Source organism: Capnocytophaga sp. G2 (genome assembly GCF_035282625.1).
Classification (GTDB): Bacteria; Bacteroidota; Bacteroidia; order Flavobacteriales; family Flavobacteriaceae; genus Capnocytophaga.
On sequence record NZ_JAYKBU010000008.1, the window covers coordinates 1 to 14,914 of the forward strand.

Annotated in this window: 14 protein-coding genes; 6 read left to right on the forward strand and 8 right to left on the reverse strand. The window is 35.2% G+C overall.

Annotation, left to right across the window (positions count from 1 at the left end):
* From VJJ03_RS05870 to VJJ03_RS05880, 3 genes are all read right to left on the reverse strand, one after another.
* Window positions 1–1,874: type VI secretion system Vgr family protein (locus VJJ03_RS05870; RefSeq protein WP_323974421.1), on the reverse strand; the 1,874-nt coding region annotated here is incomplete at its 3' end.
* 120 nt (window positions 1,875–1,994) lie between these two features.
* On the reverse strand, window positions 1,995–3,764 hold the full coding sequence (locus VJJ03_RS05875) for an aminopeptidase P family protein (protein WP_009745964.1): 1,770 nt from the start codon (window positions 3,762–3,764) through the stop codon (window positions 1,995–1,997).
* Between the two features lie 12 nt (window positions 3,765–3,776).
* Window positions 3,777–4,313 carry a Smr/MutS family protein gene (locus VJJ03_RS05880; RefSeq protein WP_323974423.1) on the reverse strand — a complete coding sequence of 179 codons (537 nt, stop codon included), beginning with the start codon at window positions 4,311–4,313 and terminating at the stop codon, window positions 3,777–3,779.
* A gap of 186 nt (window positions 4,314–4,499) precedes the next feature.
* Between VJJ03_RS05880 and VJJ03_RS05885 the strand changes: the two genes are divergently transcribed.
* Window positions 4,500–5,975: a S41 family peptidase gene (locus tag VJJ03_RS05885; RefSeq protein WP_323974424.1), complete on the forward strand. Its 1,476-nt coding sequence runs from the start codon at window positions 4,500–4,502 to the stop codon at window positions 5,973–5,975.
* A gap of 1 nt (window position 5,976) precedes the next feature.
* A complete protein-coding gene (locus VJJ03_RS05890; RefSeq protein WP_416377846.1) occupies window positions 5,977–6,822 on the forward strand; it encodes a 1,4-dihydroxy-2-naphthoyl-CoA synthase in 846 nt (281 codons plus the stop codon).
* Window positions 6,823–6,827: 5 nt separating this feature from the next.
* On the opposite strand, the gene hflX is transcribed toward VJJ03_RS05890, so the two are convergent.
* Genes hflX through VJJ03_RS05910 form a run of 4 tightly spaced genes read right to left on the reverse strand, consistent with a single transcriptional unit; the run spans window position 6,828 to window position 11,229 of the window.
* A complete protein-coding gene (gene hflX / locus VJJ03_RS05895) occupies window positions 6,828–8,033 on the reverse strand; it encodes a GTPase HflX (RefSeq protein ID WP_323974425.1) in 1,206 nt (401 codons plus the stop codon).
* A gap of 35 nt (window positions 8,034–8,068) precedes the next feature.
* Complete coding sequence (locus tag VJJ03_RS05900; RefSeq protein ID WP_009745970.1) at window positions 8,069–9,787, reverse strand: DUF4836 family protein; 1,719 nt, start codon at window positions 9,785–9,787, stop codon at window positions 8,069–8,071.
* A 55-nt stretch (window positions 9,788–9,842) separates the two neighbouring features.
* Complete coding sequence (locus tag VJJ03_RS05905; RefSeq protein ID WP_323974427.1) at window positions 9,843–10,556, reverse strand: SAM-dependent methyltransferase; 714 nt, start codon at window positions 10,554–10,556, stop codon at window positions 9,843–9,845.
* Window position 10,557: 1 nt separating this feature from the next.
* Complete coding sequence (locus VJJ03_RS05910; RefSeq protein WP_323974429.1) at window positions 10,558–11,229, reverse strand: SanA/YdcF family protein; 672 nt, start codon at window positions 11,227–11,229, stop codon at window positions 10,558–10,560.
* Window positions 11,230–11,358: 129 nt separating this feature from the next.
* Between VJJ03_RS05910 and VJJ03_RS05915 the strand changes: the two genes are divergently transcribed.
* From VJJ03_RS05915 to VJJ03_RS05930, 4 genes are read left to right on the forward strand one after another with little or no spacing between them, the layout of a single operon-like run.
* Window positions 11,359–11,619 (forward strand): thiamine-binding protein, encoded by a 261-nt coding sequence (locus tag VJJ03_RS05915; RefSeq protein WP_009745974.1) that lies wholly within the window; start codon window positions 11,359–11,361, stop codon window positions 11,617–11,619.
* Window positions 11,603–12,265, forward strand: a complete 663-nt coding sequence (gene pnuC, locus VJJ03_RS05920; protein ID WP_009745975.1) for a nicotinamide riboside transporter PnuC — start codon at window positions 11,603–11,605, stop codon at window positions 12,263–12,265. Before VJJ03_RS05915 ends, pnuC begins: the two co-directional genes overlap by 17 nt.
* Window positions 12,241–12,789, forward strand: coding sequence for an AAA family ATPase (locus VJJ03_RS05925; protein ID WP_009745976.1), 549 nt, complete (start codon window positions 12,241–12,243; stop codon window positions 12,787–12,789). The genes pnuC and VJJ03_RS05925 overlap by 25 nt, the downstream gene beginning before the upstream one ends.
* Entirely contained in the window at window positions 12,786–14,336 is a 1,551-nt protein-coding gene (locus VJJ03_RS05930) for a DUF4301 family protein (RefSeq protein WP_009745977.1), read from the forward strand. The genes VJJ03_RS05925 and VJJ03_RS05930 overlap by 4 nt, the downstream gene beginning before the upstream one ends.
* Before the next feature lie 130 nt (window positions 14,337–14,466).
* On the opposite strand, the gene VJJ03_RS05935 is transcribed toward VJJ03_RS05930, so the two are convergent.
* A complete protein-coding gene (locus VJJ03_RS05935) occupies window positions 14,467–14,604 on the reverse strand; it encodes a hypothetical protein (protein ID WP_162859673.1) in 138 nt (45 codons plus the stop codon).
* Window positions 14,605–14,914 lie beyond the last annotated feature (310 nt).

The window sequence follows — 14,914 nt, forward strand, 5'->3', positions numbered from 1 at the left end:
ATTATTTCATACTCTTCTGCTTTATTACTATGCTTTGTGCCTTGCTGTCCTTTCACCTCAAGCAAGCCCTTAGAGTTTACCGTTGCCAACTCATCTGAGTGGATAAAGAGTTTTTCTACTCCTGCCACATTTGTTTCCTTTGCCTCTATCTTCATCAGGTTATCGGAACTGAGCAAGGCGTTGCCTAAACGTGCCTCATATTCAGCTACGATTTGCCTGAGTAGCGGAGTCTCCATAATCATTTGCTGTAATATTTGCATTGTAGCTTGTCCACCTACAGTGAAGTTGAGGTTATTCCCCACACTCAGGTCAAAGTTTTTACCTGCATTCATACAGATGTTATTCGGCGCATAAAGATTGATATTGCCTTGCCCGTCCATCTCATAAATATTACGGCTCGCATCCTCAATTCTCACACTCCCCTCTGCATCATTAAGGAGTATTTTGGTGCCACTTTGCGTATGTATAGCTTTGGTCGTTGGGTTATACCCACTCTTTGCCGCACCGTTATAATGCGCCCCCAATACAAATGGTCGTTCAGCATTGCCATTCTCAAAATCTACCATTACCTCTTCGCCTACCTCTGGGATAAAATAAAAACCTTTACCACTACCTGCATAAGGCTGTATCATCCGTATCCACGGGCTCAGTTGTTCGCCTTTCTGCCAAAAGAACTGTACCCGTACACGTCCCATTCCTTGAGGGTCGTTGTTATCTTTAACGATAGCAGGTTGCTGTTCTGCTTTGGGAAAAGCCTCGGCATTGTAATCCGCAGGCGTGCGCATCATCGGGATAGCCTCAAAACTATTTTCATAGTTCATACCGCTGTGGTAGTGCGATATTTTTATCACTCTATAGGTCTCCATCGCATGTGCATTGATGTCGGTAAGACACGCGAAGGTGTTCATCCTCAGACGTGGGTCGCGACTACGCCCTGTTACTTTAAGTGATAGCTCCCTTAAATCTTTTTCCTGACGCACTACTTCTTCTAAATCTATATCCGATTGTTCTAATGAGGTAGCTGAGTGATACTTTTGTGGTATCTTTTTGAAGAGCTTTTTAGAAGCATTTTTGGCATCCGTCTGTATAGGATTGTTTTTGTACTCACAACAAGCACTTTCAGCGTCCTTTCTATAAACTTCAGACCTATGGAAATCGTAAGCGATATATTCAAACTCCTGTGGCTTCATCTCTAAGGTAAAGTCCTCATCAATAAGATTTAAGTTCTCCCCCAAGTCTATCGTCTCTTGAAGTTTATTGCCAAAGATAAGTTTACTACCATCATAATAAAAGTATTCACCATACAAATTAGCTAAGCGACATATAAAATCGTAATCAGATTCGTTGTATTGCACCGTATAAGGCAATACTCTTGTAGTGTTTACCCCTGCTGAGCTATCAACCTGAGCAGAATTATCATAACCCTCACCTACTGAGGCTATAATTTCCTTGAGGGTTTTGTGTTCATAAGAACGACAGGCTTTGCCTTGATCTAACAAAATACTTGGTGCATTGCCTGAGATATAGAGTGTGCCATAACCGCCGCCTGTTTGTCGTTTGCAATAAATTCTGGTGATAATCCCTGAAAAGTGCTGTACTACTTTGCCGTATTGGTGGAACTTAATGGTAAGCGGCTCACCGAGCAAGTCGCGGGAATGCTCCATAATGTACTCATTAAAAGCATCAAAAGAGTCTTCAGGGGTTTCAATGGTGAAAGTATCGTGCTGGCAGTTATATTGATGCAGTTCTACCTTGTAGCTTTCTTTGGCTAAGAAGTCTTTGCCATTGGAACTGAGCAGACAGTAGACCACAGGATTAGTTTTATCTTCTAAAAACTCCTTGAAGGTTTTGATTTTCATATCTTTCAATTCCATACGCAATTGTGTTATTATTAAATTAAGAGCAAAGTAACGAAAAATAAGGCAATTAAACAAATTATTTTGAAGAAAAAAGCTGCTCATAAGAACAGCTTTTTGTATTAACTATTTATAATTCTATATGGCTTTACATCTTTCCTTAAGCCAAGTACGTTGTTCCTCTCCCACCAAAGGGCTTAACTTTTCTTCTACCCATGAATTATAGTTATTAAGCCATTGACGTTCCTCCTGGGTTAAAAGAGCCACATCAATTGCACGAGTATCCAAAGGACAAATAGTTAACGTTTCCAATCCATAGAAATCTCCAAATTCAGAAGAACCTTTCTTTTGGATAATAAATAAGTTTTCTATACGTATACCGTAGCGTCCTTCACAGTATACACCTGGTTCATTAGAACATACCATGTGTTCTAACAAAGCAACATCTCTCAAGTCCTTACGTAAGCTTTGTGGTCCCTCATGTACACATAAGTAGTTGCCCACACCATGACCTGTGCCATGACCATAATCTCGCATATTCTTCCATAAGATAGCCCTTGTAATAGCATCCAATTGCACTCCACGAGTACCTGTAGGGAATAAAGTAGTACTTAGGGTAATCATAGCCTTCATTGCCAAAGTATAATCTTTTTTGAATTCATCAGAGAATTTTCCTAAAGGCACTACACGGGTAATATCTGTGGTTCCTTCTGTATAATGAGCTCCTGAATCAATGAGAATAGTTCCTTCTGCCTTTAGAGGTACTCCTGGCTTTTCAGTAGCATGATGGTGTACAATGGCTCCGTTCCCTTGATAACCCACTATTTTAGCAAAACTATCTGCCAAATAGCCTTCTTGTTCAGAACGGAACTTATCAAGAATTTTTCCTAAAGAATACTCTGTAAGTTCTGTTTTTCCTATATTTTTATCCAACCAACAGAAGAAATTAGTCAAAGCTACTCCATCTTTTATCATTGCTTTACGGAATCCTTCCAATTCTGTTTCATTCTTAACTGCTTTTAATAATTGAATTGGAGAGGCTTCTACATACAAAGTATTTTTATCCTCTATGGTGTTAAAAATAAATTGGTTTGCATCAGGGTTAAGTAATACAGTTTCCCCTTTTAGTGATATAATTTCCTTAAAGAAATCAGGATAATCCTTAAGTTCTATATGGTGTTTTTTGAGGTATTCTTTTACGGAATTATCGCACTTGTCAATAGCAGCAAAAAGTATTGCTTTTTCAGGAGTAATGCAAAGGTAGGAGAGAAACTCAGGATTGAATACAATATCATTTCCACGAAGGTTAGTAACCCAAGCCACATCATCAAGAGCAGTTACAAGGAAACAAGTGATATTCTTCTCTTTCATTATTTTCCTTAGAGTAGCTATCTTACTGCTAGCGGACTCTCCTGTATACTTTTCAGGACGTACATATATAGATTGTCTTTCATCTTTAGGACGTTCCTTCCAGATTTTCTCAATAAGAGGTTTATCCACTAAGGAGATATTTTTTCTTCTCAAGACATTGGTAAGTAATTCCCAAGTATTATGAGGAGTACAAAGAGCATTACAACCTACTTTTGCTCCTTGAGGAAGTTCAGCTAACAACCATTGTTCGCTGATAGGGGCATCTTTTGTTCCTTCTATATAAAAGTCAACTTCTGTACCTGTAAGTTCATTCTTCGCCTGTACTAAGTAACGTCCATCTGTCCAAAGTACTGCTTTATCATGAGTGATAAATACATAACCAGCAGAACTATCAAAACCTGTAATCCATTTTCTTTCTTCCCAATATGGAGTAAAATACTCACTCATGTGAGGGTCTGCATTGAAAACTACAAAAGCATCTAAGCCATTGTTTTTCATTTCATTGCGTAACAATGATAGTTTTTCTTTTGTTGTCATTATTTTTATATTTTAAAATATGGTTTGCAAAAATACTTCCGTAGCTCCTATTCCATAACGAGCATAATCTGCATCTTGATAAGATAGGTTTTTGTAACGGGAAAAAAGGGTCTCTAATTCTGCTTTAAGTACTCCCTCCCCTACTCCATGGATGAATACTACTCGGGGAATCCGCTTCTCTATAGCAAATTCTAATTGATGCTTTGCTACCTCTAATTGTTTGTTAAGCATATCATAATTAGACATTCCATGAGTACTAACTACTAATTTCTCTATATGCAGATCCACTTCCATAGGAGGAATTGCTTTTTTCTTTGCCTTTTTCCCTTTGAGTAAATAATTCTTATTACGTTTCTCCTCCTTAGGCAAGAAATTGGTCATCTTATATGATATAGGAGAGTCTTTGTCTATTTTTATTAATTCATTAGCAGAAAATGCAAGAGTTATACCTTCATTTGTTTCTATATACACTTGCTGGGGAGTAATCTTAGTAACTATTCCTTCAATAAGTTCATCTATAACTTCTACTACATCTCCTACTTCTAACATGGTTTTAATTTTATATTCTTTGATTTTCAGAGAATTCTAAACCATTTGCAAAGGTAATAATTTTTAGAAAAAGAAACAATTTTTTTTACATTAAATTTTTCTGACAAGTTGTAGATAAATAAAATCTTAATAGATATCTCTACCTCAATAAAAAGATGTATCTTTGCAAAATATTTATCAATTCCAATGATTAAAAAATATTTATTTCTCTTTATATCAATATTTTTCCTCATCTCCTGTAGTAAGATAGAAGATGATAGTTATTTAGAAGAAGCTACTAAAAAAGCTGAAGCTAAAGACCCTGCTTATAAAATAAAAGATTTTATATGGAAAGGACTAAATGAGTATTATTTGTGGCAACCTCAGGTGGCTGACCTATCCGATAATCGTTTTGATAGATCCCCTGCTGCCACCAATGCAACTAACTCTACCTATGTAAATTATCTAAAGAATTTCAGTTCTCCACGGGATTTATTCAATACTCTACTCTATAATACTTATGACACTTATGGCGATCGATTTAGCTTTATTACCGATAATTATAAGGAATTAGAAGATGAACTACAAGGGAGTACTCTAAGTACGGGTATGGATTTTAGCATTGCACAAATTCAGGATTTGAATAATGTCATCATTGGTTATGTACGCTATGTAATTCCTAATTCCGACGCTGAAAAACAAGGGGTTAAGCGTGGAGATATTTTTCTAAAAGTAGATGGACAAACACTTACTATAAGCAATTATAGGCAACTGCTCTCTAACAAAAAAACAAGTCTTACCTTCTCTTTCTATACCATAGAAAATGGAGAATTTGCCTTTTCAGCAAATAAAACAATCTCCCAACTCCCTCTCCAAGAAAATCCTATACTCATACATAAAATTATCTCAAATAGAGAAAAAAAGATAGGTTATTTACTCTATAATTCATTCTTAAGCAAGTATGACAAACAGCTAAATAATGTATTTGGAGAATTTAAAGCTAATGGGATTACTGACCTTATTCTTGACTTTCGCTATAATCCAGGAGGAAGTGTACAAACAGCTATCTACTTAGCCAGTATGGTTGCAGGGACAGATACACAAAAGATATTTGTAAAACAGACCCCCAATCCCAAAATGAAAAATCGCTGGAAGAGTGATTACTCTTTTGAGAATAACATTGCTGGAGTTCCTATCAATACTTTAAATCTTTCTAAGGTGTATATCCTTACCTCTAATCATACAGCATCCGCATCTGAACTTATTATCAATGGGCTTAAGCCTTACCTAACAGTAGTGCAGATAGGAGATACTACTGTAGGAAAGAATTTAGCCTCCATTACCATAAAGGACACTAAAAATCCTAATAATAAATGGGCAATGCAACCTATTGTACTTCGATCAGAGAATGCCAATGGTTTTGGAGAATATCAAACGGGAATAGAACCCGATTTTTATATAAGAGAAAGGCTTAGTTCATTAGGAACTCTGGGAGATGAAAAGGAGCCACTTCTCGCCAAGGCGATAGAAGAAATCACAGGGATTCCACCTCTTAGCGCTTCCACGAGGAGTAATCGCATAAGGAAACCAATAATAGATTTCTCCTTAAAGGAAATTGACAATTCCAAAAGCCATACTCCTTATTATAACCGAATGTATATAGATAATCCTTCAACTAAATAACATGACAAAAGAAATCTCTTGGCAAGTAGCCAAAAATTACCAGGACATTACCTACAAGAAATGTCAAGGAGTAGCCCGTATTGCCTTCAATCGCCCAGAAGTAAGAAATGCATTTCGCCCACGTACAACTTCTGAACTCATCGATGCTCTAAGAGATGCTACTGAAGATACTTCTATTGGTTGCGTACTTATCTCTGCTGAAGGTCCTTCACCAAAAGATGGTGTGTGGTCATTCTGTAGTGGAGGTGATCAACGTGTACGGGGCAAACAGGGGTATGTAGGAGATGATGGTGCCCACAGACTCAACATACTTGAAGCACAACGTCTTATTCGTTTCATGCCTAAAGTAGTAATTGCTGTAGTACCTGGCTGGGCAGTAGGTGGTGGACATAGCCTACATGTAGTATGCGACCTCACCTTAGCCAGTCGAGAACACGCTATCTTTAAACAGACTGATACAGATGTTGCTAGTTTTGATGCTGGATACGGTTCCGCTTACTTGGCTAAAATGGTAGGACAAAAGAAGGCTCGTGAGATTTTTTTCTTAGGTAGAAACTATTCTGCACAAGAAGCCTTTGAGATGGGAATGGTCAACGTTGTAATCCCACATGAAGAATTGGAAAGTACTGCCTTCGAATGGGCACAAGAAATCCTTCACAAATCTCCTACAGCTATCAAAATGGCAAAATATGCCATGAACCTTACGGATGATGGTATGGTGGGGCAACAGATATTCGCAGGAGAAGCTACTCGCCTTGCTTATATGACTGATGAAGCTCAAGAAGGTCGTGATGCTTTCCTTCAAAAGCGTAAACCTAACTTTGAGAAAAAATGGATTCCTAATTAAAATTCTTATTCTTCTATCTCAGGATATAGAAAGTTATTGTAAGGGAAACGTGTAATGTGTATTTCCCTTACTTTTTTATATACCTTTTCCCTAAACTCTTGAATATTTTCCTTATTAAGAGCGGAAATAAAAATAATATCTCCATTCATACGGTTCATCCATGTTTGCTTCCATTCCTCAAGCGAAAAATGCCGAGAAGTTTTCTCTGTCATGAGATCATCATCTTCTATAGTTTGGTGTGTATAAGCATCTATTTTATTGAAAACCATTATAGTAGGTTTATTGATACTCTTAATCTCTCCTAATATTTGATTCACAGAAGCTATATGTTCTTCAAAATTCGGATGAGAAATATCCACAATATGCAAAAGCAAATCCGCATCACGTACCTCATCAAGAGTACTTTTAAAGGATTCAATAAGTTGTGTTGGTAGTTTTCGTATAAAACCTACTGTATCACTGAGTAAGAAAGGTAAATTACCAATAACCACCTTACGCACAGTGGTATCCAAGGTAGCAAAAAGTTTATTTTCCGCAAATACTTCACTCTTACTAATAAGATTCATCAAAGTAGACTTTCCTACATTAGTATATCCAATAAGAGCAACTCGTACCAAGGCTCCACGATTACTGCGCTGAGTGGACATTTGTCTATCAATCGTTTCTAGCTTTTTCTTAAGCAATGCTATACGATCACGTACAATACGGCGGTCAGTTTCTATTTCTGTTTCTCCAGGTCCTCGCATTCCTATCCCTCCTCGTTGACGCTCAAGGTGGGTCCAAAGTCCTGTAAGCCGTGGCAGCAGATATTCATATTGGGCAAGCTCCACTTGAGTACGTGCATAGCTTGTCTGCGCTCGTTGAGCAAATATATCTAAAATGAGCGTTGTTCTATCTAAGACTTTTATACGTAAGATTTTCTCTATATTATTCTGCTGAGCAGGGGTAAGCTCATCATCAAAGATAACAGCTCCTATTTCATTTTCTTCTACGAACTGGATAAGTTCGTCCATTTTTCCTGTTCCTATAAAAGTTTTTGGATTGGGAGTCTCCAAACGCTGAGTGAATCTTTTGACCACTTCTCCTCCAGCTGTATAGGTAAGAAACTCTAACTCATCCAAATATTCATGAGATTTCTCTTCATTCTGAGTAGTAGTAATTACCCCAACTAAAACTACTCTTTCATAATCTAAATTCTTCTTTTCAAGCACTATTTCAAAAATATTATTTTTTTAATATATTTTTTTTATTCTATTGACTTATCAATCATTTTAAGAAGGGTATATAAGCTATTTTGTTCTGTATTCCTCAAATTCAAAATAAATTGAGTAGCGTAATCACCTCGCTGTTTTACCTCCATGTCCTTTAGGATATCTTTCCAGATACTTAATAAATATTGTTCCTGTCTGTTTTGTTCCTTCTTTATCTCATCTTTTACAATCTGAGGATAAGTATCATAGTCTAGATTAACATATCCATAAAAGTTATTCTTCATTATTTGTTGTGCAATAGTAGCCTTTGCAAGACTCCTATCCTTATCATAACCTTTCTTTAGAAAAGCATCTACACCACTTTTATCATTACTTATAAAGAGATATTTCTCATTATATGCTATATATATAGTAATATCATCCTTAGTTAAAGTATAATATCCATTTTCTTTTTTAAGCAATCTTGAATAACTCTTTTTAAGTTGTCTCTCTATAAATTCCTTATTTTTAATATCCATCACAAAGCTAACCAATGGGGTAAGTATCTCCTCTGTTTTCTCTACATAATGATCTTCATACAAATCTTCTTCTTGATTGTCCTCCCCTGAGATGGCTATATTAGAATCCTCATTATCATCCTCATCTGTATCCAGATCAAACTCTTCATATACTTTATGGGTATAACTTTTTCTTTCAAAACCTGAGATTGTAAATATCGCACTTCCGCCAAGAGTATTGAAGAAATCTTCCAACTTAGTACCTGTTCCCATAAGGAAAACCGATTCCATTAAGGTAAATATACTCTGTTCTTTAAGATATTTGTAATACAAAGGCATGTTAATAGAAAAACTTCCTGCAAGATAAGACTCTTTAGGAAGAAAATTTAATAATTCTGCATTGAATTTATTCTTCCAAAACTTATATTTTTCTAATTTCTTTTTGAATTCCTCATTTGCATTCAGAGCTGTGGTTAAAGTAATATTCTCATCAGCAAAATCCAAATAGAAAGAAAGAGAGCTAGAGCGTATGTCAAGGTCAGACATATTTCTTACTTCATCAAGAGAGGTATCCGTATCAGATCCTAAATCCTCTATTAATCTCCCAGAAACCCAAACACTTATTTCTTCTTTTTTATCATAAAAATCCTTAAAGTCCTTATTTGAAGAGATTTGCTCTTTTTTATCAAGATGAAATAGTTTAGCAAATATCTCCTCCAATCTGTCATTTTGTTCTACAGCAGAAAGTAGAAGTATTTTATCTTCATCCCAGCCCACAAGTTCTTTCTGAGTAAAAAAGAAGGAGTAATCTTTTGCATTTTCAATAGTAACATTTGTCTCTGTAGCTTCAGCTATACGCTTTGCAAAATCTGTAAACTTACCTTTATCTCTTACCTGAGCGGAAACTCCTACATAATCTTGATGAGTCTCATCTGAGAATTGGCTATAGCGATAGATAAAGATATCTTCCTTTATATCAATTCCTGACACTTTGTAATTCTCTATAAACTCTGAAAAAATCTTTTCAAGTTTTTTATTTTCTGACTTTACTTCATCTTGGAATTTCTTAAATATCTTTAATTCCTTTGCTTTTTTCAAATTTGCCTTTTCTCCTAATGAATAAAGATTTATGGAAGCGACTACTGTTGCTTCCTTAGGTACTGCAGACAAACTCTTTGGGGTATTAGAGCAAGATAATATAAATAAAGTAATGATTCCCAATAATATATACTGAGAAAGAGAAGAAAGTACTTTCATATTCTTAAATTTATTATTTCAGGAGACAAAAATAGAAAAAAAATACTAATTATTATTAATAAATAATAAAAATTGTTGGGCGCTTATGAATATTTATTTCTTTAACACGACGCTTCCATTCCCTTATTGTATAAGTATGAATGAATTCCTCAGGAAGAGTTATATCACAAGCAATGCAAAGATCCGTTTGTGGTGCTAATATCTGTAACATTTCTTGCAAAAGGGATTCATTTCTATAAGGAGTTTCTATAAATAATTGGGATTGATGTTCTTCTTTTGCTCTTCTCTCCAATTTTCTAAGAATTATTCTTCGCTCATTTTTATCTATAGGTAAATATCCGTTAAAGGCAAAGGATTGTCCATTCATCCCACTTGCCATTAATGAAAGGAGTAAAGAAGAAGGACCCACTAAAGGGATCACACGAATTCCTTTTTGGTGAGCTATATGTACTATTTCACTTCCTGGATCAGCAATAGCTGGACAACCTGCGTCTGAAATTATCCCTGTAGGAAATCCTGACAAGCAATAGGACAAATATGTTTGTTTATCTTCTATTGCAGTATGTTTGTTCAATGGAAAAAGCTCAAGAAGGTCTTGAGATTTTTCAGGAGCTATTTGTTTTATAAACCGTCTCGCATTTTTCTCATTTTCTACTATAAAATGGTTACACAAAAGAACTATTTCTTTAACTTTGAGTGGAAGTACTTCAGTAACTCTAACTTCCCCTAACATATTAGGTATCAAATATAAATCTCCTAAAGTCCTCATTTTAACGAATTTCTATTTTTTCTCCTAAAAATTTAGGTTTTACTCCAAAGGTCAAGTCCCAGAATACTTTCACACGAGCAAACCGTTCACGGATACGTGTCTTCAATCCTGTATACTTATTCACATCCTTGGCATTAAATCCTACAGCCTTAATACCCTTTTTCTGAGCTATATAAATAGCCCTTTCATTGTGAAAAGCCTGTGAAATAATAGTCATCTGAGTAAGTCCAAATACTTCTCTGGCTCTTATAACAGAATCAAGCGTACGGAACCCTGCATAATCCAAATAAATCCTATCAGCAGGAATTCCTAAAGCTATTAATGCTTTTTTAAAGTCTGTAGGCTCATCATTCTCCTTAGTACTGTTATCGCCACTAATAAGGATAAAATCAATTTTTCCTGCCTTAAAAAGAGCTACAGCAGCCTCCACACGATATTGAAAATATAAGTTTATACGCCCATCTTTCAGATATTGGCTTGTTCCCAACAGTAAGCCCACCCTATTTTTAGGAATACTATCTACTTGAGTATATAGCTTCCCTTTAGTAGCCTCACGAATAGTATTATCTGCATTATGAATAACCACTCCTATCATGAGCAAAACAAATACTATAAAGAACATACTTCTCTTAAGAAAACGCTTATTAAATATAACCTTTCTGATTTTTCCCATGACAATGACTATTAGCGCAGGCAAAGTTACTACATTTAAAATATTTTTCAAAAATAAATTTAGAAAAGATATCTTTTTTCAATTATTTTTAGTATATTTGCTTTCTGAAAATAAGAAATGTTTTTTACCATGAAAGTATCTGTAGAACTTACTTTAAGCCCCTTACAAGATGAGTTTGAGGCTCCAATTATTCACTTTATTAAGAAACTCCGTGCATCCGGCTTAATTGTGTATGAAAATCCCCTTAGTACCCAAGTATATGGAGAATATGACCGTGTCATGGAAATACTTACTAATGAGGTAAAAGAAGTATTTGAACTCTTGGAAAAGGGATTAATTTACATAAAAATTGTAAAATCCGACCGACACGACTATGAGCCACATTTCTGATTGGATTTTCTCTCAGTACAAAGGTGTCCCAAACCATCTTATCTATATAGAAATATTAGGCGTATTTTTTGGTCTTGTCAGTGTTATTTTTTCTAAAAAAAGAAACATTTGGGTATATCCCACAGGAATCATTAGTACCGTTCTTTTTGTATATCTTCTTTGGTGTGGAAGATTATTCGGAGATATGCTCATCAATGCTTATTATACTATTATGAGTGTTTATGGGTGGGTTCTCTGGGCAAAAAATAGTAAAGACAATATCCATGTGGAAATCTCTAAGATGAATGCTTATGATATAAAAATCACCTCTTGGTTAGCGTTGATGAGTTGGCTATTAGTAATGATTGTTTATTATTTTAAGCCATATATCAATAATAATTTTTCTTTAGATGGAATAGAATTAGGAATAGAACACTTTGTATGGACTGATTGGGTGGATGCCACAACTACAGCTATCTTCCTTGTGGGAATGTGGCTCATGGCAAAACGAAAAATAGAAAATTGGATTTTTTGGATTATTGGAGATGTTGTCTCTATTCCTCTATATACTTATAAAAACTTTATTTTTACAGCCCTACAATATGCTATTTTCACCATTATAGCTATTTCAGCCTATAGAGAATGGAAAAGGATTTTACGCAATTAAACAGTTCATGTCAGCGAGTAGTGTTCTTAGGTCCTGAGTCCACAGGGAAGACAACCCTAAGTGAGAGAATGGCTGCACTGTATAACACCCAATGGACACCTGAATATATGCGCCTTTATCTACAAAAAAAATGGGACTCTGAACACTTGCCATGTACATGGGAGGATTTGATTCCTATCGCTAAAGGACAAATAGCTCTTGAAAATGAAATGATTCAAAAGGCTAATAAATACCTTTTCTGTGATACCTGTCTGTTAGAATTAGTTATTTATTCCTATATATACTATGGAAAATGCAATCCTATAATCGAGCACTATGCACTCTCTCATAAGTATGATTTTATTTTCTTAACCTATATAGATGTTCCTTGGCAAGCCGACGATTTAAGAGACAAGCCTAATGAACGAAATGAAGTATTTACTTTCTTTAAGCATTTTTTAGAAGAAAAATCTATTCCCTTTCACCTATTGAAGGGAGATTTAAATAGTAGAATACAACAAATTAACCAAAAACTAAAACGATGAAAGAATTAACCGAGTATGACCAACTTCTCTTAGGAGAAAAAGGGATCAAAGTAAGTAAACTACAGGAACAAGTATCTATTTTCCTCTCTGGAGTCCCTCCTGTAAATTTAGTCGCTCCTGCACATGTAGGAACAGGCATTTTCTCTTTTTCACGTGATGAAGCTATCCAATACGTAGCTATCTATCAGAAGAAGAAAAATGGCTTAGACATTCTCAAGTTCGTCCCCGCTTCGGGATCTGCCACCCGTATGTTTCAGTTTCTATCTGCTTTTGTCAGTGATTTTAATCCTGAGAAACAAACTTTTTCTGAATATGTAAAGGAAAGTGGAAATGTGAATGTAGAGATATTCTTTGAGCATCTTCCTCAATTTGCCTTTTATGAAGCCCTCCAGAAATATATAGAGCAACACAAAACGCTCAACGGACTTTCCGAAGATGCACAGAAACACCGCATTGCTAAATTATTATTGGAAGAAGAACCTTTTAACTATAAAAACAAACCTAAAGGACTCTTTCCTTTCCACAAATATGGTGAAAAAGTAGTTACTGCTTTTGAAGAGCATTTCCGTGAGGCTTTTCTATACGCTACACAAGGAGATGTTGTCAATATTCACTTCACTATTAATAAGGAATATACCTCTCAATTCCTTAACACCTTAGCCGAAATCCGCCCTGATTTAGAAAAACAGTATGGTGTACATTTTGAAGTATCTTTCTCTCACCAAAGTGAAAGTACCGATACAGTAGCCCTTACCCTAAATAACGAATTTTTTAGAGATGAAAATAATCAACTCCTTTTCCGTCCGGCAGGACATGGAGCACTGCTTAAGAACTTAAATGAACTCAATGCTGATATTATCTTTATCAAAAATATAGATAATGTAGTGGTAGAATCATATTCCGATGAGGCTATCTTTTACAAAGAAGTCCTCGCTGGGAAACTGGAAGATACACGTTCTAAAGTACATAAAATCCTAAGGCAAATACAAAAAGAAAAACTTAAAAAGAAAGATTTGCCCGAAGTACTTAAGTTTCTTCCTGAACTAAATATTAAGGTACCGCCTTATGTACATAAGTTTGCTAAGCGTTATATGATAGAGTACATTTACCAAATGCTCAATCGCCCCATTCGTGTATGTGGCATGGTGAAAAATGAAGGAGAAGTAGGGGGAGGTCCTTTTTGGGTAAAAGATACAGAAGGAAATGAAAGCCTTCAAATCATTGAAATGGCTCAGATAGATAAAAACAACCCTAAACAATGGAAAATATTACAATCTTCTACTCATTTTAATCCTGTGGATATAGTTTGTTGTATCAAAAACTACAAGGGAGAAATATTTGACTTAGAGGAATTTCAAGATAAAAAACTTAGTTTTATTACTGAAAAATCCTATAATGGTATCCCTCTCAAGGCATTAGAATTACCAGGACTTTGGAATGGAGGTATGGCTGGATGGATTAGCATCTTTGTAGAAGTCCCTCAGATTACTTTCAATCCCGTAAAATCTGTTAATGACCTACTAAAGAAAACTCATCAAGGTTCTTAAGAGTTTTTATAATCCTTCATTTTCCTACAAGGGTGGAAACTTTTCTTAATAACTATTTGCTTACTTATAGCAAATATAGGATTATGGGACAAGGAGAGCTTAAAAAGACAAAAGATAGGCTCTCCTCTTTCTATAAGTCCTTCAGATGCAGAGATTCATCCTTATCTTCCTCAGGAGATTCAGTTGTATGTTCCATGCAGAACTCTCTTCTTACTTTTTTATGGAAGAAAAGATGATTATACTTATGACAAAAGTCATATAGAAACATTTTTTATATCTCGTACAGAACTTATCAATGAAATATTCTTAGAAGACACCTTTATTAAGACCTTTTACAGATTAAAGCAAGGCTTGGGAGCAGATTTAGAACTTCTTTTTCCAATGAAATGAAAATATTTGTGTGCAACCTTTTTTCATTAAGATTGCAACATACTACTTAATTATGGAGATTTTTTTCTATAGGGATAAACTACTACTATAAGTACTACCATAAAGAACTTAAGTATCAGTATCATAATATAGCCCTATCATAATTCTCAGGAATTCTCTTCTATTTAAATATTGATTTTTAATAATTT